The sequence below is a fragment of the Actinomadura fulvescens genome (assembly GCF_039533225.1).
Classification (GTDB): Bacteria; Actinomycetota; Actinomycetes; order Streptosporangiales; family Streptosporangiaceae; genus Spirillospora; species Spirillospora fulvescens.
This window is the reverse complement of sequence record NZ_BAAATD010000010.1, coordinates 150,254-168,472: the sequence shown is the minus strand read 5'-3', so window position 1 is coordinate 168,472 and position 18,219 is coordinate 150,254. Positions and strand designations below refer to the sequence as shown.

The 18,219-nt window shown below is 72.0% G+C and carries 16 protein-coding genes and 1 pseudogene; 10 read left to right on the top strand and 7 right to left on the bottom strand.

The genetic code is table 11. From position 1 onward, the window contains the following. Positions 1-54 precede the first annotated feature (54 nt). Positions 55-738: a TetR/AcrR family transcriptional regulator gene (locus ABD333_RS32635; protein WP_344546388.1), complete on the top strand. Its 684-nt coding sequence runs from the start codon at positions 55-57 to the stop codon at positions 736-738. 73 nt (positions 739-811) lie between these two features. Here ABD333_RS32635 and ABD333_RS32630 read toward each other — a convergent pair whose 3' ends face one another. Then, positions 812-1,402, bottom strand: a complete 591-nt coding sequence (locus ABD333_RS32630; protein ID WP_344546387.1) for a hypothetical protein — start codon at positions 1,400-1,402, stop codon at positions 812-814. Positions 1,403-1,617: 215 nt separating this feature from the next. On the opposite strand from ABD333_RS32630, the pseudogene ABD333_RS32625 reads away from it, so the two are divergent. From ABD333_RS32625 to ABD333_RS32600, 6 genes and pseudogenes are all read left to right on the top strand, one after another. After that, positions 1,618-1,965, top strand: a pseudogene (locus tag ABD333_RS32625) (EamA family transporter); the annotation flags it as partial. A 131-nt stretch (positions 1,966-2,096) separates the two neighbouring features. Continuing rightward, complete coding sequence (locus ABD333_RS32620; RefSeq protein ID WP_344546386.1) at positions 2,097-2,606, top strand: hypothetical protein; 510 nt, start codon at positions 2,097-2,099, stop codon at positions 2,604-2,606. 92 nt (positions 2,607-2,698) lie between these two features. After that, positions 2,699-3,193, top strand: a complete 495-nt coding sequence (locus ABD333_RS32615) for a hypothetical protein (RefSeq protein WP_344546385.1) — start codon at positions 2,699-2,701, stop codon at positions 3,191-3,193. A gap of 83 nt (positions 3,194-3,276) precedes the next feature. Further along, positions 3,277-3,981, top strand: a complete 705-nt coding sequence (locus ABD333_RS32610; RefSeq protein WP_344546384.1) for a response regulator transcription factor — start codon at positions 3,277-3,279, stop codon at positions 3,979-3,981. Further along, positions 3,978-5,429 (top strand): sensor histidine kinase, encoded by a 1,452-nt coding sequence (locus ABD333_RS32605; protein WP_344546383.1) that lies wholly within the window; start codon positions 3,978-3,980, stop codon positions 5,427-5,429. The genes ABD333_RS32610 and ABD333_RS32605 overlap by 4 nt, the downstream gene beginning before the upstream one ends. Before the next feature lie 410 nt (positions 5,430-5,839). Continuing rightward, positions 5,840-6,673, top strand: a complete 834-nt coding sequence (locus ABD333_RS32600; protein WP_344546382.1) for an NmrA family NAD(P)-binding protein — start codon at positions 5,840-5,842, stop codon at positions 6,671-6,673. A 28-nt stretch (positions 6,674-6,701) separates the two neighbouring features. Here the strand turns inward: ABD333_RS32600 and ABD333_RS32595 are convergent, their stop codons facing one another. The 4 genes from ABD333_RS32595 to ABD333_RS32580 form a co-directional block, all read right to left on the bottom strand. Beyond that, on the bottom strand, positions 6,702-7,931 hold the full coding sequence (locus tag ABD333_RS32595) for a PucR-like N-terminal domain-containing protein (RefSeq protein WP_344546381.1): 1,230 nt from the start codon (positions 7,929-7,931) through the stop codon (positions 6,702-6,704). Between the two features lie 128 nt (positions 7,932-8,059). Beyond that, the gene (locus tag ABD333_RS32590) at positions 8,060-8,464 is read right to left on the bottom strand and encodes a gamma-glutamylcyclotransferase family protein (protein WP_344546380.1); all 405 of its coding nucleotides are present in this window, start codon (positions 8,462-8,464) and stop codon (positions 8,060-8,062) included. Positions 8,465-8,545: 81 nt separating this feature from the next. Further along, positions 8,546-9,043, bottom strand: coding sequence for a DUF3618 domain-containing protein (locus tag ABD333_RS32585; RefSeq protein ID WP_344546379.1), 498 nt, complete (start codon positions 9,041-9,043; stop codon positions 8,546-8,548). Then, complete coding sequence (locus ABD333_RS32580; RefSeq protein ID WP_344546378.1) at positions 9,040-9,435, bottom strand: phage holin family protein; 396 nt, start codon at positions 9,433-9,435, stop codon at positions 9,040-9,042. Before ABD333_RS32580 ends, ABD333_RS32585 begins: the two co-directional genes overlap by 4 nt. A 355-nt stretch (positions 9,436-9,790) precedes the next feature. Between ABD333_RS32580 and ABD333_RS32575 the strand changes: the two genes are divergently transcribed. Together ABD333_RS32575 and ABD333_RS32570 are read left to right on the top strand one after the other, a co-directional pair. After that, complete coding sequence (locus tag ABD333_RS32575; RefSeq protein ID WP_344546377.1) at positions 9,791-11,881, top strand: RNA degradosome polyphosphate kinase; 2,091 nt, start codon at positions 9,791-9,793, stop codon at positions 11,879-11,881. Further along, on the top strand, positions 11,868-12,812 hold the full coding sequence (locus tag ABD333_RS32570) for an NUDIX hydrolase (protein ID WP_344546376.1): 945 nt from the start codon (positions 11,868-11,870) through the stop codon (positions 12,810-12,812). The genes ABD333_RS32575 and ABD333_RS32570 overlap by 14 nt, the downstream gene beginning before the upstream one ends. Before the next feature lie 35 nt (positions 12,813-12,847). On the opposite strand, the gene ABD333_RS32565 is transcribed toward ABD333_RS32570, so the two are convergent. Continuing rightward, a complete protein-coding gene (locus ABD333_RS32565; RefSeq protein WP_344546375.1) occupies positions 12,848-14,308 on the bottom strand; it encodes an MFS transporter in 1,461 nt (486 codons plus the stop codon). A 47-nt stretch (positions 14,309-14,355) separates the two neighbouring features. Next, complete coding sequence (locus tag ABD333_RS32560; protein WP_344546374.1) at positions 14,356-14,955, bottom strand: NADPH-dependent FMN reductase; 600 nt, start codon at positions 14,953-14,955, stop codon at positions 14,356-14,358. Positions 14,956-15,053: 98 nt separating this feature from the next. On the opposite strand from ABD333_RS32560, the gene ABD333_RS32555 reads away from it, so the two are divergent. Further along, a complete protein-coding gene (locus ABD333_RS32555; RefSeq protein WP_344546373.1) occupies positions 15,054-18,215 on the top strand; it encodes an AfsR/SARP family transcriptional regulator in 3,162 nt (1,053 codons plus the stop codon). Positions 18,216-18,219 lie beyond the last annotated feature (4 nt).

Here is an 18,219-nt window from a genome sequence, read left to right as displayed (position 1 = left end):
GTGGGCATCACAAGACCTCAGGCGAGGCACAATGAAGCGCCTTAGGAGGAGCACGTGGAACCTACGCAGTCCTTCCTCGCGACCGCCTCGGGTCAAAAGTCGCTGCTCGAACGCGCGTACAGCGACGCCGTCGAACAGGTCGACGACCAGGACGAGAGCCGCGCGCGCATCCTCGACGCGGCCTACGAGCAGTTCTGCCGGATGGGCATCCAGCGGTCCACCATGGACGACGTGGCCCGCCGCGCCGGGGTCTCGCGGATCACGGTCTACCGGCGGTTCGCCACCAAGGACGCCCTGGTGGAGCAGGTCGTGCGCCGGGAGTTCCGCCGTTACTTCGACCAGTTCCTCGTCGAGATCCAGCAGGCCGCCACCGCCGCCGACCGCGTCGTGCTGGGCTTTGTGAGCTCGCTCCGGGCCATCCGCCGCAACCCGCTGATCGGCGGACTGATCACCACGGAACCCGACCTGCTGGTGACCTCCCTGATCAAGGACGGCGGGATGACCGTCGCCACCGTCCGGCAGTTCGTCGCGGGCCAGCTGCGCCACGAACAACGCGCGGACAACGTGCCGGACGACCTCGACATCGACCACGTCGCCGAGCTGATGGTCCGCGTCTCCGCCTCGTTCCTGGCCATCCCCAGCCACCTCATCGACCTCGACGACGACGGCCAGCTGGCCGCGGTGGCCCGCCGGTTCCTCGTGCCCATGCTCGAATCACCGCCCCCCGGGACGTGGTGACCATCCGGCGCTGAGACCACGCGCGGCTGGCGGTGCGTCCTCGTCGGACGCACCGCCTGCCGAATGTTGGGGGCTAGATGCGGCGGTACGACCAGTTCGCGACGGTGGTGTACCCGGTCCTGGTCTTCTTCTTCTGGTGCAGGCGCAGGGTCTTGGCCGTGCAGGTGAACGACACGTGGAGGGGAACGAGCGCCTCGTCGGCCTGGCCACGCTTGAAGAGATGGGTGAAGGACTGCTTCTTCAGGGGGTACTGGGCGGGCTTCATGACACGGCCGTGCAGGGTGGCCCGCCCGGTGGCGGTCTTGGGACGCAGGGTGATGGTGCCCTTCTTGTTGCCGGTGATCTTGGCGTTGATCAGCACGCCCTTGTCGTACTTCAGCCACAGCTGGAACGGCACGCCCTTGGCGCTTCCGTATTCCGTCACACGGGCCGAGCGCGTGAAGGTGTAGATCGCCCTGCCCTTGGGCGTGAGCTGCAGCGTCGTGCCGTGGCCGCCCGCGAACCTGAGCGTTGAGCTGGGTCCCTTCACCTGGCCCGCCGCCTTGGTCAACCGCCACTTACCCACGGTGCACTTGCGCGGCGCCGCCTCGGCCGGTGCGCTGATCGCCACCAGAGTGCTCGCCGCCGTCAGAACGGCCAGGGCCGCCCCCGTCACCTTCCGCATGATTCTCCTCGTCGCCAGAGCGCCGCAGGATGCCGACGCGACCGAAGATTCTCCGGGTGCGCGAGGGGCGGCGCCATGGACTCCACGACGAAAAAGGCGCCGGGGATGTGTGTCCAGGGCAGGTTCCGCCGCCTCCGGGGGACCATTCCTCTCAACGAGAATAATCTCAACGTTCATCTACTTGACGATGAAGCAACTGATGAGGAGCGTCCGACATGGCCAGCATCGCCGCCCCGCGCGCCGCGTCCTTCCCCCACCTCCGGGATCTCGCTCTCACCGCCTACGCGCCTGCCACCTGGGGCACCACCTACGTGGTCACGACCACGATGCTGCCGCCCGATCGGCCCCTCCTGGCCGCCACGCTGAGAGCCCTCCCGGCCGGGCTGATCCTGCTGGCGGTGACCCGGCGCCTGCCGTTCGGCTCCTGGTGGTGGAAGTCGGCGGTCCTGGGCCTGCTCAACTTCGGCGCGTTCTTCCCGCTCCTGTTCTTCGCGGCCTACCGCCTGCCCGGTGGCGTCGCCGCCACCATCGGCTCGGTGCAACCGCTGATCGTCGCGCTGGTCGCCGGCCAGGCCCGCCGCCGGGCCTGACCGCCGCACCGCGCTCCTATTCGATAGATGTCCAAAAAGGCCGTACGGCGGCTACGGTGGGACTCAGTTGATCTACGTCGGTACTCGCCGCAGGGGGCGATGGCATGCGGATCAAGGGCAAGGGCACGCCCGAGGCGGAAGCGCCGTGGCATGAGATCGTCCCCGGGCTCTGGATGGGCGGTCACGTGTACCGCGACGCCACCGGAGCATCGGTGCCCGCCGTGGTCACGGCCGAGTTCGACCTCGTGCTCAGCCTCTACCGGCGCGACGGGCACGGGCCGGACGCCGCGGTCGAGCACCACTGCGTCGAGGTACCGGACGGGCCGCTGGTCCCCGAGCAGATCGCGGCGGTCTGCGAGCTGGCCGATACGGCGGCGGCGGCCGTCCGCGACCGGCGCCGGGTCCTGGTGCGCTGCCATTCGGGATACAACCGCTCCGGGCTCGTCGTGGTGCAGGCCCTCGTCACCCTCGGCTACTCGACCGAGGACGCGATCTTCCTCGTGCGTTACCGGCGCTCCAAGTGGGCGCTCAACAACCCGCTCTTCGTGGAGTACCTCACCTCCGGGCTCGACGTCGCGCGGCTCCTCACAGGATTGGCCGCGCTGGACGGATGATCCGTTCGTGCCCCGGTGCGAACGGCTGCGGTCCCAGGGATTTCCCAGTCAATTCCAGGGCCTTTGGCAGCGCCCGTCGCTTGGCTGGGGCCATGAGAATCGACAGGAAGACCGGCGTGGCGGCGGTCGGCGCGGCGGGACTGCTCGGTCTGGGTCTCTACCTCGCCGTTCCGGCGGCCGCGGCCAAGCCGTCTCCGTCCGCCTCGCCCACGGCGTCGTCCTCGGCCGCCCCCGACCGCCACAAGCACCGGCATCCGCGCCTGCACGCGGCACGCGGCATGCGCGGTGTGCACGGCGAGATGACGGTACGGCGGGACGGCAAGTTCGTGGAGATGGCCTGGCAGCGGGGCGAGGTCACGGCACGGACCGGAACGAGCCTGACCGTGCGCAGCGCCGACGGCGTGAGCTGGACGTGGAGCACGAGCGCCGACACCAAGGTGCGCAAGAACCGGGCCAAGGCCGCCCTCGGTGACGTGGCCGGCGGCGACCAGGTCGTGGTGTGGGGCGACCGGAGCGGGACGGCCCGTACCGCCAAGATCGTCCGGGTGCCGGGCGCGAAGGACCGGCCGCGGCCGACCCCGAGCTGACGGGCGGTTCTCCTCGCCGCCGGGCTGCAGTAACGTCGAGGCCGGACGGCGGGAGGACGGCGGACGGACGCGGCGGGGAGCCCATGAACGAGGAACGGCGGCGCGTTCTCGTCGTGGACGACGAGGCCAACATCCGCGACCTGATCGAGGTGGCGCTGCGTTTCCACGGCTTCGAGCCCGTGACCGCGGGCAGCGGCGCCGCCGCGCTGCGCGAGGCCCGCGACAGGCCGCCGGACCTGATCCTGCTGGACGTGATGTTGCCGGATCTCGACGGGTTCGAGGTCTGCCGGCGGCTCCGGGCCGCCGGCGACGAGGTGCCGGTCATCTTCCTGACGGCCCGCGACACCCCCTCGGACACCGTCACCGGCCTCACGCTCGGCGGCGACGACTACGTGACCAAGCCGTTCTCCATCGACGCCCTGGTGGCCCGCGTCCGCGCCGTCCTGCGCCGGACGGCGCGCACGCCCGTGCTCGACGGCGCGCCGGCCTCCGACGACGTGCTGCGCGTCGGCGACCTGGAGCTCGACGAGGTCCGCTGGACCGTGCGGCGGGCGGGCGTGGAGGTGGACCTGTCTCCCACCGAGTTCCGGCTGCTCGCGCACCTGATGCACAACGTGGGCCGGGTGCTGACCCGCGCGCAGCTCCTGGAGTCGGTCTGGGGCTGGGAGCACCACGGCAACGGCCAGGTCGTGGAGACCTACATCAGCTATCTGCGGCGCAAGCTCGATCCGCTCGGCCCGCCGCTGATCCACACTCGGCGCGGGGTGGGGTACGCGCTGCGGCCATGACGCTGAACGCGCGGCTCACGGCCGGGCTGCTCGCGGTGACGCTGGCCGGGTCGCTGATCACCGGGTTCGTCAGCGCGTTCTTCCTGCACGGCTATCTCATGGACCGGGTGGACGACCAGTTGCGGGCCGCGCGCGACCGGGCGGTGGCGCGGCTGATCCGGCCGGGGCTGTCCGGCGAGGGGGTCGCCCCGGCCCCGTTCATCGTGCTGTCGGTGACGCCGGCGAGCCAGGTCCGCGTGCTCAGCGACCACGAACCCGATCCCATCCCCGCGGTCGTCGAGGTCCGGCGGCTGGGCTACTCCGGTGTCCAGGCCCGCTCGTCCACCCTCGACCCGTTCTCGCTCGCCGGCCTGCGCGCCGTCGCCCGGCCCGCGCGCAACGGCAACCTGATCGTGGTCGCGACCCCGCTGGAGGAGATCAACTCCGAGGTCCGCAACCTGGTGCTCGCCGAGCTCGCCACGACGACGGCGCTGGTCGGGCTGCTGGCGCTGCTGGGCCGGCAGCTGATCGCGCGCGGGCTGCTGCCGCTCGGCCGGATGGCCGAGACCGCGCACGGGATCGCGACCGGCGGCGATCTGCGGGCCCGCATGCCGGACGCGGACGCGCGCACCGAGGTCGGCCGGCTGGCGGCGGCGATCAACGTGATGCTGGACCGCATCGAGCAGGCGTTCTGGGCGCGCGGGCGGTCCGAGGCCCGGGTGCGGGAGTTCGCCGCCGACGCCTCGCACGAGCTCCGCACGCCGCTCACGACGATCCAGGGGTACGCCGAGCTCTACCGGCACGGTGCCCTCGGCCCCGACCAGCTGCCGGACGCGATGCGCCGCATCGAGGAGGAGGCGCAGCGGATGAGCCGGATCGTCGGCGATCTGCTGGAGCTGGCCCGGCTCGACCGCGGGCAGTCGTTGCAGCCCGCCGAGACCGATCTGGCGGCGCTGGTCAGGGACGCGGTCGCGGACGCCTCCGCCGTCGCGCCGGACCGATCGCATGAGGTCGACGTGCCGGACTCCCTGCTCGCCGTGGTGGACGAGGCCCGCATCCGGCAGGTGCTCGCGAACCTCCTGGCCAACGTGCGGGTGCACACGCCCGATGACACCCCGGTGACCGCCCGGGCGGCCCGGACGCCCCACGGGATCGTCCTGGAGGTCGCCGACCGGGGGCCGGGCATGAGCCCCGAGGACGCCGCCCGCGCGTTCGAACGGTTTCACCGCGCCGAACACCAGTCCGGCGGCGCGGGCCTCGGCCTCCCGATCGTCGCGGCGATCGCGGCGGCCCATGGCGGGCGGGCTGACCTGTTCTCCGAGCCCGGGAAGGGCACGACCGTCCGGGTGACGATCCCCGGTGCCGGTGGCGGGTCTGACGGGAAGGCCGCCGGGGGTGGGCGGCGGCCTCGGGCGTCAGGCGCTGCGGAAGGCCCGCCGCGCCGCTTTTTGGGTGGTCCGGCGTTGTGATCCGGCCTGCCGGGCGCGATCGAGGCTGGCGCGGGCCTTCGCGGCGCCGCGCATGGCGATCGTGGAGTCTTTGACCCGGCCCGCATAGGGAGCCAGGACTTCGGCGATGGGTGGCGGGGACGCCTCTTCGCGAACGAGCGCGAAAGGCGCACCGGACGGTTGGCTCCCCGCGGCGGGGACGAGCGTGAGAGCCGTTTGGCAATGCGGGCACCGCAACCCCGGATGGGAGTCTCTGCTCATACCACGGATCATTACCCGAAGGTCTGACATTTGAGCCCCGCCGCTGTCTGAACGGCGGCTTAACCGCGAGAAGAGTTTCCGGTGTCGAAAAGATGATCAAAAGGGTCGACCGCGACCGGGGTCTGTGGAACCTTCGAAGATGATCGTGCTTCCCAGGGAGGGACGGCCTTGTGATCTTGGTCTCGGGTGCGACCGGCAACGTCGGCGGGGAGTTGGCGCGGCGGCTGGCCGCGTCCGGGACGGCGGTCAGGGCGCTGGTACGGGATCCGGCGACGAGCGAGCCACCGGCCGGCGCCGAGCCGGTCGCCGGGGACCTCGATCACCCGGAGTCGCTCGTGGGGGCGCTCAAGGGAGTCGACGGCGTCTTCCTGCTGAGCGGCTACGCGGACATGCCGGGATTGCTGGCGGAGATCGACCGCGCCGGGGTGGGGAAGGTCGTGCTGCTCTCGGGCAGCGCGGTGCTGGCCACCGATACCAAGAACGTCATCTCGCGCTATATGCAGGAATCCGAAAGGGCCGTGCGGGAGTCCGGTGTGCCCTGGACATTCCTGCGCCCCAGCGGCTTCATGTCCAACACCTTGCAATGGGCCCCGCAGATCCGCGCGGGCGGTGACGTCGTGCGGGCGCCTTTCCCGGACGTGCGCGTAGCGATGGTGGACCCGTACGACATCGCGGCGGTGGCGGCCGAGGCGCTGCTGGGAGACGGCCACGAGGGCAACATCTACCATCCGACCGGCCCGGAGGCGCTGCTGCCCGCCGATCGCGTCCGTGTCCTCGGCGAAGTGCTGGGCCGTGAACTGCGCTTCGAGGGGCAGACGCACGCCGAGGCGCGCGAAGACATGATCGGCTCGATGCCGGTCGAGTACGTGGAGGCGTTCTTCGGCTTCTACGCCGACGGCAAGCTCGACGAGTCCCACGTTCTGCCGACCGTACGCGAGGTCACGGGCAACGAGCCGCGCACGTTCGCGCAGTGGGCCGCCGCGCACGCCGACGCCTTCCGCTGAACCGCCGGTACGGCCGGCCGCCCGAACGTCATGCCGACTCGGCCGGCGCGGCGGCGGCCTCCTCGGGCGAGTGCACGCGGATCCAGGTGTGCAGCAGCAGGAGGAGTTCGACCCGCCGGTCCGGGTCATAGAGCACGTCGCCGAACATCTCCTCCAGCCGCCGGATGCGGTAGCGGACGGTCTGCTCGTGGACCAGCAGCCGTTCCGCCGCCGCCACCGCGTTGTCGTGGCACTCCATGTAGGTCAGCAACGTCCGGGCGAGCGGCTCGCGCCGATGACGGGGGAGGTCCATCAGCGGCGCGAGCCGGGTCCGGAGCGCGACGTCGATCAGTTCCTGGCTCGTCGCCGTGACCAGGGTGGGAACGTGGTCCAGGCAGCGGACCGGGTCCTTGGACGGCAGCACGCCGCGTTCGATGAGCCGCAGCGCCTGGCTCGCCCAGCGCAGCGACAGCGCGCCGCGCGTCATCGGCACGGTCGGGCCCACGGCCGCCTGGCAGTCGCGGACGAGCGAAGCGATCAGCCGGTCCTGCCCGGGGCCGTCGGGATCGGGGACGATCAGGTAGGGCGTCGGACCGTGCCAATCGGCGAGCACCGCCGGCGGCAGCACGGGCGCGGTATGCCCGTCCGGCGGCCGGACGGCGATGACGGCGAGCGTGCGGGGCGGCTCCCAGCGCGCCGGGCGGGCGAGTTCGACGATGGCCTCCCGGCTGGCGGGCGGGTCGACGACGAGGAGGTCGCGAAGCCGCCAGCGGAAGCGTTCCCGCTCGGTGGCCAGCAGCTCCTGGGCCTCGGCGTACCCGCGGGCCGCCGCCCCGGCGATCTTCTCCAGGAAGACGAACAGCGACTCGGTGATCTCGCCGAGGGTCTGGAGCGACCAGTTCAGGCGCTGGGCCTCCTTGATGAAACGGCGGCAGGCGACCTGGCCGCTGACCCTGATCGCGCTCTGTAGGCCGTCCAGGCTGCGTCCCTTGCGGGCCTCGTACGCCCCGATGCCCGCGAAGATGTCGGTCACGGTGACCCAGGAGATGTCCTTGTTGCCGAAGGCCTCCACGAACTGCCGGACGCTCTGCGTGACCGCCCATTGCATCCGCTGCCCGTACGCGCTGTCGGTCGGCCGCGCGTACTCCGGTACGAGCGCCTTGATCTCGCGGACCATCTCCTCGGCGGCGGCTTCGAGGTGGGGACGGAGGGGTTCGGCGAGGTCCGCCGAGATCTCCGTGAGTGGACGGCAGGCGGCCGTCGACCGCGCCTCGCCCATGCTGACCTCCCGGGAAGGGTGGTGCCAGATGACTCTGACGGTCCAGGATCAACCGGTGGGGACCCGAGCCATAAGTGGCTCATGGACGAGTTTCCGAGGCGTGAATTGTCACATTCGCAACAAGGGTGTCATGTAGTGCCGTAGCTGCCCCGCCACAACCTGCAGTTCTCGGTATAGGCGGCCAGCTCGTGCTCGCTGAAATACGCCGGATCCCAGTCGTAGGGCTCGGTGGCGTCTTTCCAGACGTACGCCCAGGCCTTCTCGCCGCCGTCGAGAGACAGCAGCGTCGGCTCGTAGAGGTCGTTCTCGTAGTCATCCAGCAGCCGCCGCTCGGCGGGGGCCAGCCCGGTGATCAGCAGACCCTCGGCGACGCCCGCCGGGTCCGCGACGAGCCCGGGATAGACGGCGCCTGGAAGCGCGCGGACGCGCCAGCCCGTCGCGGTGGCGGGGACGAGGTCCGGGACACGGCCGAGGAGGACCTCAAGCACGGCCGGGAAACGCAGCGTCCCGTACACGAACAGTCCGGCGGTCATGTCCTCGGAGCGTACGCCTGCCCGCCCCGAACGAGTGACGGCCCGGAACGAGTGACGGCCCTGGACGAGCCGTGGGCCGGTTCACTTCCTGCGGAAGATCCGGGTGATGCCCCGCGACTTCGCCTTGGACCCGACCAGCGACTTCGGCTTGGACCGGATCACGGCCTTCGGCTTGGACCGCAGCATCGGCTTCGCCTTGGAACGGATCATCGGCTTCGGCTTGGACCTGGTCATCGACCTGGCCTTGGCGCCGGCCTTCGTGCTCGCCTTGGCCCGCGCCTTGGTGGCGGCGCGGGAGAGACGGCGGCCGCGCAGCAGGCGGCGGCCGACGATGAGGGCCACGGCCGCGGCGGCGGTGCCGGCCACGGGTCCCGGGCGCTTGCGCACCTGGTCGGCGGCCTTGGTGGCGGCCTCGGGCGTCGCCTCGCGGGCCCGTTCCTTCAGCTCTCCGGCCTTCTGCTGGGCGCGGGCCTTGACGTCCGCGCGCGAGGCGAGCTCGCCGACCGTCGCGCCCAGGTCGTTGCGGGCCTGTTCGGTGCGGTCGCGCTGCGCCCGGAGTTCCTGGTCATGGTCGGTCATCGGTGGCCCCTGTTCTTGATCTCCTGGACGTCGGCCCGGACGCTCTCGGCGGTCTGCTCCGGTTTGGGCGGGGTGGCCAGGGCCATCTCCTTCTTGCCCCGCTGTGCGAGCACGCCGGCCACGACGAACAGGACGGCTGCGACGATCACGGCGGCGGCCCAGGTGGGCAGGGCCAGCGCAAGCAGCGCGATGATGCCGGCGATCAGCGCACCGCCGCCGTAGAGCGCCGTGATCCCGGCACCTCCGAACATCTTGGCGCCCTTGGCCGCGCTGCTGCCCTTCTGCCGTAGTTCCAGCTGGGCCAGGCGCAGTTCCTCGCGGACCAGCCGGGCACTCTGCTCGCTCAGCTGCTTGACGAGCTCCGACGTCGGCGCGCCTGTCATATCGCTCATCGGTCCTCCCTCATGAGACTGTTCGAATACCCGTTGTCATGGCGTCCTAACGGGGCTTGGCGACGCTGTGCCGAATCGGAGGCGCGGCAAATAGACGCAGGTCACAGGCCTGACGCGGTGGCGCTCCGACGGGCAGGCCGGTGTGAGGCGGCCCAGGGGTCCCGAATACGGGCGGAGTGCGTTCTATGGGGCCTGTTGGGGGAGAATGCTCTTATGAGGTGCCCGCGGTGCGGGCCGGCCGCCGCCCCCGGACATCGAATGATCTCTGGAACCAGGGGGATGACTCGTATGTCTGACCAATGCTGAAACGAGATCGTTCGACTGCTGTTCATCTTGGCCAGGGAACATTAAGAACATGAGCGTCAATCCAGGACATTTCCCCCTCGACGAGGAGTCGCTGCCCGATGACCGGTTCTTGGACCGCGAGGAGAGCTGGCTCCGGTTCAACCAACGTGTCCTGGAGCTCGCCGAGGACCAGGAGCTGCCGCTGCTGGAACGGCTGCGGTTCCTGTCGATCTTCGCCAGCAACCTCGACGAGTTCTTCATGGTGCGGGTCGCCGGGCTGACCCGCCGCATGGCCACCGGCCTCGCGGTCCAGTCCGCCAGCGGCCGCCAGCCCCGTGAGGTGCTGGAACGGACCGGCGCCGTGGCCCATGAGCTGATGCTCCGGCACGCCGCGTGCTTCCGGGACGACCTGTGCCCGGCGCTCTCGGAGAAGGGCATCGAGATCCTGCGGTGGGCCGACCTCGCCGAGACCGAGCAGGAACGGCTGCGCCGGCTGTTCCGCGACCGCATCTACCCGGTGCTGACCCCGCTGGTCGTCGACTCCGCCCACCCGTTCCCCTACATCTCCGGCCTCTCGCTCAACCTCGCGGTGATAGTGCGCGATCCGGAGACCGACGCCACGATGTTCGCGCGCGTCAAGGTGCCGCCGGTGCTGCCCCGCTTCATCGAGGCCTCGCCCGACCGCTTCACTCCGCTCGAAGACGTCATCGCCGCGCATCTGGGCCAGCTGTTCGTGGGCATGGAGGTCGTCGAGCACCACGCGTTCCGCGTCACCCGCAACCAGGATCTGGAGATAGACGACGACATCAGCGAGGGGCTCCTCCAGGCGCTCGAACGCGAGCTGCTGCGCCGCCGCTTCGGCCCGGTCGTCCGGCTGGAGGTGGAGGACTCGATCTCCGACGCCGTGCTGGAGCTGCTCATCGAGGAGCTCACCATCGACGAGGGCCAGGTCTACAAGGTGGACGGCCCCCTCGACCTGGCCGGGCTGGCGGCGATCGCGGACCTGGACCGGCCGGAACTGAAGTACCCCCCTTTCGTGCCGTCGAAGGAGGCGATCCCCGAGGACGCCGGGATCTTCGCCGCGATCCGTGAGCGCGACATCCTCCTGCACCACCCCTACGACTCGTTCACCACGACCGTGCAGCGCTTCATCGAGGACGCCGCGGTCGACCCGCGGGTCCTGGCGATCAAGCAGACGCTCTACCGCACCAGCGGTGACTCGCCGGTCGTGAACTCCCTGATCAACGCCGCCGAGGCGGGCAAGCAGGTCGTGGTCGTGGTCGAGCTCAAGGCGCGCTTCGACGAGCGCGCCAACATCGCGTGGGCACGCGAGCTGGAGAAGGCGGGCTGCCATGTGGTGTACGGCTTCGTCGGGCTGAAGACGCACTGCAAGCTCGCCATGGTCGTACGGCAGGAGCGCGACGGCACGCTGCGCCGCTACTGCCACATCGGCACCGGCAACTACCACCCCAAGACCGCCCGGCTCTACGAGGACTTCGGCATCCTCACCGCCGAGCCGGAGATCGGCGAGGACGTCAGCGTCCTGTTCAACCACCTCACCGGATACTCGCGGCAGAACTCCTACCGCCGCCTGCTGGTCGCGCCGCACAGCCTGCGCTCCGGGCTGGTGCTGCGCGTCGAGCGGGAGATCGAGAACCGCCTGGCCGGACGGCCGGCGCGGGTGCGGGTGAAGTGCAACTCGCTGGTCGACGAGGTCGTCATCGACGCGCTCTACCGCGCCTCCCAGGCGGGCGTTCCGGTCGACATCTGGGTGCGCGGCATCTGCGCGCTGCGGCCGGGCGTCCCCGGTCTGTCGGAGACCATCCGGGTGCGCAGCGTGCTGGGGCGCTTCCTGGAGCACTCCCGGGTGTTCGCGTTCGAGAACGGCGGCGAGCCGGAGGTGTGGGTCGGCAGCGCCGACCTCATGCACCGCAACCTCGACCGGCGTGTGGAGGCACTGGTCCGGGTGGCCGAGCGGACGCAGCGGACCGACCTGGTACGGCTGTTCGACCGGGCCATGGACGACGGCACCCAGGCGTGGTGGCTGGACGGCGACGGCACGTGGACGCGGCGCGCGGAGATGACGGGCGAGCCGCTCCTGGACATTCAGAGCCATCTGGTGAAGAGCCGGCGCTGGAGGACCGTGGATGCGACGCCATGATCCGCAGGGCTCCGGCCGGGACGGGGACCGGGTGGGCGACGACGTGATCCGCGCGGCGGGCGCCGTGTTGTGGCGGAACGGCGCGGACGGCCCGGACGTCGCGTTGATCCATCGGCCCAAGTACGACGACTGGTCGTTCCCCAAGGGCAAGCTCAAGAGCGGCGAGCACGTCCTGCGCGCCGCGGTGCGCGAGGTGGAGGAGGAGACCGGCCTCGTGCCAAGGCTCGGCCGCAGGCTGCCGACCAGCTCGTATCCGAAGGACGGCAGGACCAAGCGCGTCGACTACTGGGTCGCGCGGGCGGCCTCGGCCGCGCCGTTCACGCCGAACGACGAGGTCGACCGGCTGGAGTGGCTGCCGGTCGCGGACGCCTACGAACGGCTCAGCTACTCCCACGACGTCGATCTGCTGCGGGAGTTCGAGGCGGGCCCGGCGGACACCTGGCCGCTGGTGATCCTGCGGCATGGATCGGCGGGCGAGAAACGCGAGTGGGAGGGGCCCGACGAGCTTCGCCCTCTGGACGGTCGCGGGCGCGCCGAGGCGAGCCTGCTGGCCGGACTGCTGCGCTCGTACGGGCCGTCCCGGCCGATCAGCTCGGCCACCGCGCGGTGCCTGGAGACCCTCCTGCCGTACGTCCGGCGGCAGGGCGTGGAGGTCGTCACCGAGGAGGCCTTCACGGTCGGCGCCACCGACGCCGAGCGGGCGTGCGAGCGGCTGTTCCGGCTGGTGGACGGCGGCACCGCGGCCATCGTGTGCACGCACGGCGAGGTCGTCTCCGATCTCGTCACCGGCTTGTGCAAACGCCTCGGCGAGAAGGTCCCCGACGATCCGGGCCTGCGGAAGGGCTCGTTCTGGGTCGCGCACCTCGGCCCGGACGGTGGCGGCGAGCCGGCCATCGCCGCCCTGGAACGCCACGCCCCCGCCGCCCGGTGAGCGGGCGACGGGGTTCGTGACGGGTCCGGGATCCGTCAGGCGGCCGCCTGGTTGACCGCGGTGACCTGGCCCGTCTCCGTGGGAGCGGTGCGCCGGGGCTTGGGCAGCGTCCGCGCGCCCAGCAGACCGAGCAGGGTGAACGCGGCGGCGAGATAGACCGCGGTGCGTAGCCCGTCGGCGGTCGCGACGCGGAGCGCCTCTCCGGTCAGGTCGCCCAAGCCGGAGTTGGCGATCCCGACGAGGACGGCGAGGCCCGCGCTGGTGCCGACCTGCAACGCCGTGTTGGCCATGCCGCCCGCGGTGCCCTGCTCCTGCGCCGCGACTCCGGTGCTCGCGGCGCCGAACATGGTCGGGAAGATGGTGCCCATGCCGAGGCCGTAGACCACGATCCCGGCGAGCACGGTCCAGTACGAACCGTCGGCGAGCATCCCGGCGCCGAGCAGAGCGCCGCCGGCGGCCCCGAGCAGCAGGGCGATCATCAGCGTGGGCCGGTTGCCGATGCGGACGATCAGGCGTTCGGCGATGAAGTTGCCGATCCCGATGACGACGGAGAGCCCGAGGAACGCCAGCCCGCCCTGCAGCGCCGAGTAGCCGAGCACTCCCTGGAAGTAGAGCGTCATGAAGTAGACGATGTTCTGCATGCTCAGGCCGAAGACGAAGATCACCAGCAGGGCGGCGCGGAGGTCGCGGTTACGCAAGAGCCGAAGGGGCATGAGCGGGCTCGCGCTCCTGGCCTCGATGCCGAAGAAGACCGCGAGCAGCACGACCGAGAGCACCCCGGCGACGAGGACGGCCGGGTCGCCCCAGCCCGCCTCCGGACCCTGCGCGATCGCGAACACCAGCGAGGTCACCCCGACAGTGCCGGTCAGCGCCCCCGGGAGATCGAAGCTCCGGCCGCGCTCACGAGGCCCGTCCGGGTTCAGCAGCACGAACGCCGCCGCGGCCCCGACGACGACCAGCGGCACGTTCACCAGGAACACCGCCTCCCAGCCGAACGCGTAGGTCAGGACGCCGCCCAGCAGCGCGCCGAGGCTGAGCCCGCCCGCCCCGGCCATGGCCCAGACCGCCAGCGCCCGGACCCGTTCCCTGCCCTCCGGGAAGCCGGTCGCGACGAGCGACAGCGTGGTCGGGAACAGCACCGCGCCGCCGATCCCCTGGACCACGCGGGCCGCGATGAGCGTGCCGGGCGAGGTCGCCAGCCCGCCGAGCAGTGAGGCGCCGCCGAAGAGCAGCATGCCGAGCACGAACATGCGCCGGCGGCCCAGCAGGTCGGCGGAGCGCCCGCCGAGCAGCAGGAAGCCGCCGAAGAAGATCGCGTAAGCGCTGACGATCCACTGCGTGGAGTGGGCCGACAGCCCGACCTCCCGCGCGATGTCGGGCAACGCCACGTACACGACCGTGAAGTCCAGCGAGGTGATCAGGCTGGAGAAGGCGAGCAGGCCGAGGCCCAGGCCCGCCCTCCCTCGAACGAGCGGTGCGGATTGAACGGAGGTCATCACAAGCTCCTTAGAAAGGTCATCGGGGTGCGGTCATCGCGGCGGGATCAGGCGGCTTGGGGCTGGGGAAGCCCGATGCGGGCCGCGCGCAGCGCGCGGGCCCACCAGGTGAGCTGGTCGAGCAGGCCGTCGGCGGCGGCAGCGGCGCCCTCGGCGTCGACGGGCCGCCCGCGTTCGTCGAACCTGGCCCAGCAGGAGTGGAAGCTGACCGTCTCGCGGATCGTGACGGCCTGCAGCTCGGCGAAGACCGGCCGGAGCTGCTCGACCGCGTGCAGGCCGCCGGACGTGCCGCCGTAGGAGACGAACCCGACCGGCTTGGCCCTCCACTCGTCCACGTACCAGTCGATGGCGGTCTTGAGCGGCGCCGGGAAGCTGTGGTTGTACTCGGGCGTCACGATCACGAAGGCGTCCGCGGCGGCGAGGCGGGGGGCCAGCGCCCGGACGGCGGCGGGCTCGGCTCCGCCGGCCCCGTCGGTCGCGCCGAGCGTGTCGGGGAGCCGGGTCTCGGCCAGGTCGACGACGTCGAGGTCCAGGTCGGCGCGGTGGGCGGCCCGGCCCGTGAACCAGCCGGCCACCGTGAGGCCGAACCTCCCCTCGCGGGTGCTGCCGATGATGATCGCCGTGCGTAGCGGGCGGGTCTCGGACATCGTGGGTGCCTCCTTCGGTCATCCGGTGCACCGAGGCTGCCGGGGCGCGCTTACCGCTCTCTTACGGAGCGCTTTCCACCGGCGGTTATGGTGGCGCCATGCGATTCGGGGTGCTCGGGCCGCTGGCGGTGTGGACGGCGGCGGGAGACCCGGTGACCGTTCCGGGGGCGAAGGTCCGGGCGCTGCTCGCCGATCTGCTCCTGCACGACGGGCGGGCCGTGTCGGCCGACCGGCTGATCGACGATCTGTGGGGTGCCGAGCCGCCGCGCAATCCGGCCGGGGCCTTGCAGGTCAAGGTGTCGCAGTTGCGCAGGACGCTGGAGGACGCCGAGCCCGGTGGCCGCAAACTGGTGGTCTCCGAGGCCGCGGGCTATCTGCTGCGGGCGGACGAGGAGGCGGTGGACGCCGCGCGCTTCACCGCGCTCGTGGCCCGCGCGCGGAGGACGGCGGAGCCCCGGGTCAGGGCGGACCTGCTCGCCGACGCGCTGGCGTTGTGGCGGGGCGCGCCGCTCGCCGATCTGGCCGATGAGAGATTCGTGCGGGCGGGCGCGGCGGCGCTGGAAGAGCAACGGCTCACCGCCGAGGAGGAACGGGCCGAGGCGCGGCTGGCGATCGGGGGCGAGCACGGCGCCCTCGCGGCCGAGCTCGGTGAGCTCGTGGCTCGCCATCCGTTGCGGGAGCGGCTGCGCGCCGCCCACATGCGGGCCCTCTACGGCGCCGGGCGGCAGAGCGAGGCGCTGGAGACGTACGCGGAGCTGCGGGATCGTCTCCGTGACGAACTCGGGCTCGACCCAGGACCCGACATCGCCGCTCTGCACCGGGCGATCCTCGAACAACGTCCCGAGCTGAGCGCCACGTCCGTTCCGGAGGCCGCCGCCGCGCCGCCGCCGTCCGTGCCGAGGCCTCGCACCAACCTCCCGGCTTCGTTCAGCGAACTGGTGGGGCGTGACGAGGCGGTCGTCGAGGTGGAGGCGCTGCTGAACGCCAGGCGCCTGGTGACCCTGACCGGACCGGGCGGGGTCGGCAAGACGCGGCTCGCCCTGGAGACGGCCGCGCGGCTGGTGGACGCCCAGCCCGACGGGGTGTGGATCGTGGAGCTGGCAGGTCTCGACGGGACGTCGGCGGACGGCGTCAACGATGTGGCCGACGTCGTCGCCGCCGCGCTCGGCGTCCGTGACGACGCCGCTCCCGGGCTGCCGCAGGCCAGCCGTCCGGACGAACCCTCGGGGCGGCTCGCCGAGGCGTTGCGCGACCGGACGCTGCTGCTCGTCCTGGACAACTGCGAGCACGTGGTCGAGCCGGTCGCGCGGCTGAGCGAGCGGCTGCTGCGGGCGGCGCCCGGCGTCCGCATCCTCGCCACGAGCCAGGAGCCGCTCGGGCTGGCCGGTGAGTCGGTGTGGGGCGTGCCGCCGCTGGAGCTGCCCCACTCCCCGGCCGAGGCGGAGCCCGCGGCGCTCCGGCGCTTCAGCGCCGTGCGGCTGTTCGCGGCACGGGCGGCCGCCGCCGCGCCGGGCTTCCGGATCGACGCGGACAACGCGCGGGCGGTCGCGGCGATCTGCCGGCGGCTGGACGGCATTCCGCTGGCGCTGGAGCTGGCGGCCACGCGCGTCCGGGCACTGGGCGTGCACGAGCTGGCCGAGCGGCTCGACGACCGGTTCCGGGTGCTGGCCGCCGGCGCACGGCGCGGCGGGCCGGCCCGGCAGCAGACGCTGCGCGCCATGATCGACTGGAGCTGGGAGCTGCTGCCGGAGCCGGAACGCGTCGTGCTGCGGCGGCTCGCGGTGCACGCCGAGGGATGCACGCTGGAGGCCGCCGAAGAGGTGTGCGGCGGGGAGGACGTCCTCGGGGCGCTGGCCCGCCTGGTGGATCGTTCGATGGTCATCATGACCGGCACGGGTCCGGGCGGTTCCCGTTACCGGCTGCTGGAGTCGGTCTCCGCCTACGCGCTGGAGAGGCTGGACGAGGCGGGCGAGACAGACCAGGCCAGGCTCCGGCACGTTCAGTACTACACGGCGCTGGCTGAACGGGCCGAGTCGCACCTGCGCGGCCCTGAGCAGCGGCGCTGGCTGCAACGCCTGGACGCTGAGCACGCCAACCTGCGGGCGGCCCTCGACGAGGCCGTGCGTGCCGGACGGGCGGAGGTCGCGCTGCGCCTGGTGAACGCGCTGGCCTGGTACTGGTTCGTTCGCGGGCGCATCGGGGAGGGGCGGCGCGCGCTGGAACGGGCGCTGTCGCTGGGGGCCGGGGACGGGGACGCGCTCGCCGAAGCCTGGCGGATCGGCCTGGACCTGCTGGGCCGGCGCGGCGCGGGCACCGTCGAACCGATCCGTGCCGTACCCGCCGCTTACGACCGGATCGCCGATCCGGCTCTGCGGGCCAGGGCGGAGTGGTTCCTCAGCGAGGTGCTGCTGGGCGCGGGCGAGGTGGCGACCAGCGCCATGCTGGTCGAGCGGGCGCTCCCGGTTTTCCGCAACCTGGACGACCGCTGGGGTGAGGCGGCGGCGCAGGCCACGACGGCGAACCTCGCGCTGGTGCGCGGCGACATCGCCGGGCTCGAACGGGCCGCGGCCGAAAGCCTGGCGGCCTTCCGCGAGCTCGGCGAACGCTGGGGGCAGGTCCGTGCCACCGAGCTGCTCGGCAAGCACACCGAGATCACCGGCGATCACCGGCGCGCGGCCGAGCTCCTGCGGGACGGTCTGCGGCTGGCCGAGGAGCTGGGGCTGTGGTTGCAGGTGTCCCTGCTGACCTCGGGCCTGGGCAGGCTCGCCCTGCTGGCGGCGGACTACGAGGAGTCCGACCGCCTCCACGAACGTGGCCGGAGCCTCGCCGCCGAACACGGCTACAAGCCCGGCGAGGCGTTCGCGCTCACCGGCCTGGCGCTCACCTCCCGCCGCGCCGGGCGTCTCGACCCGGCCGAGTCGTACATGCGCCGGGCCCTGGAGTGGGAACGCCAGGTCAACTACGCGCCGGGCATCACACTGGCCCTCGCCGAGCTGGGCTTCATCGCCGAATTGCGCGGCGACGCCGAGACAGCGCGCTCGCTGCACCAGGAGAGTCTCGCCGTGGCCCGGGAGCACGGCGATCCGCGCGCGGTGGCTCTCGCGCTGGAAGGGCTCGCGGGAGCGGCGGCCCTCGCCGGCCGCCCGGCCGACGCCGCCCGGCTGCTCGCCGAAGCGGGCGCCGCGCGCGAGTCGGTCGGCGCGCCCCTGCCGCCGGCCGAACGCGGCGACGTCGACCGCATCGCCAAGGCCATCGGCTAGAGGA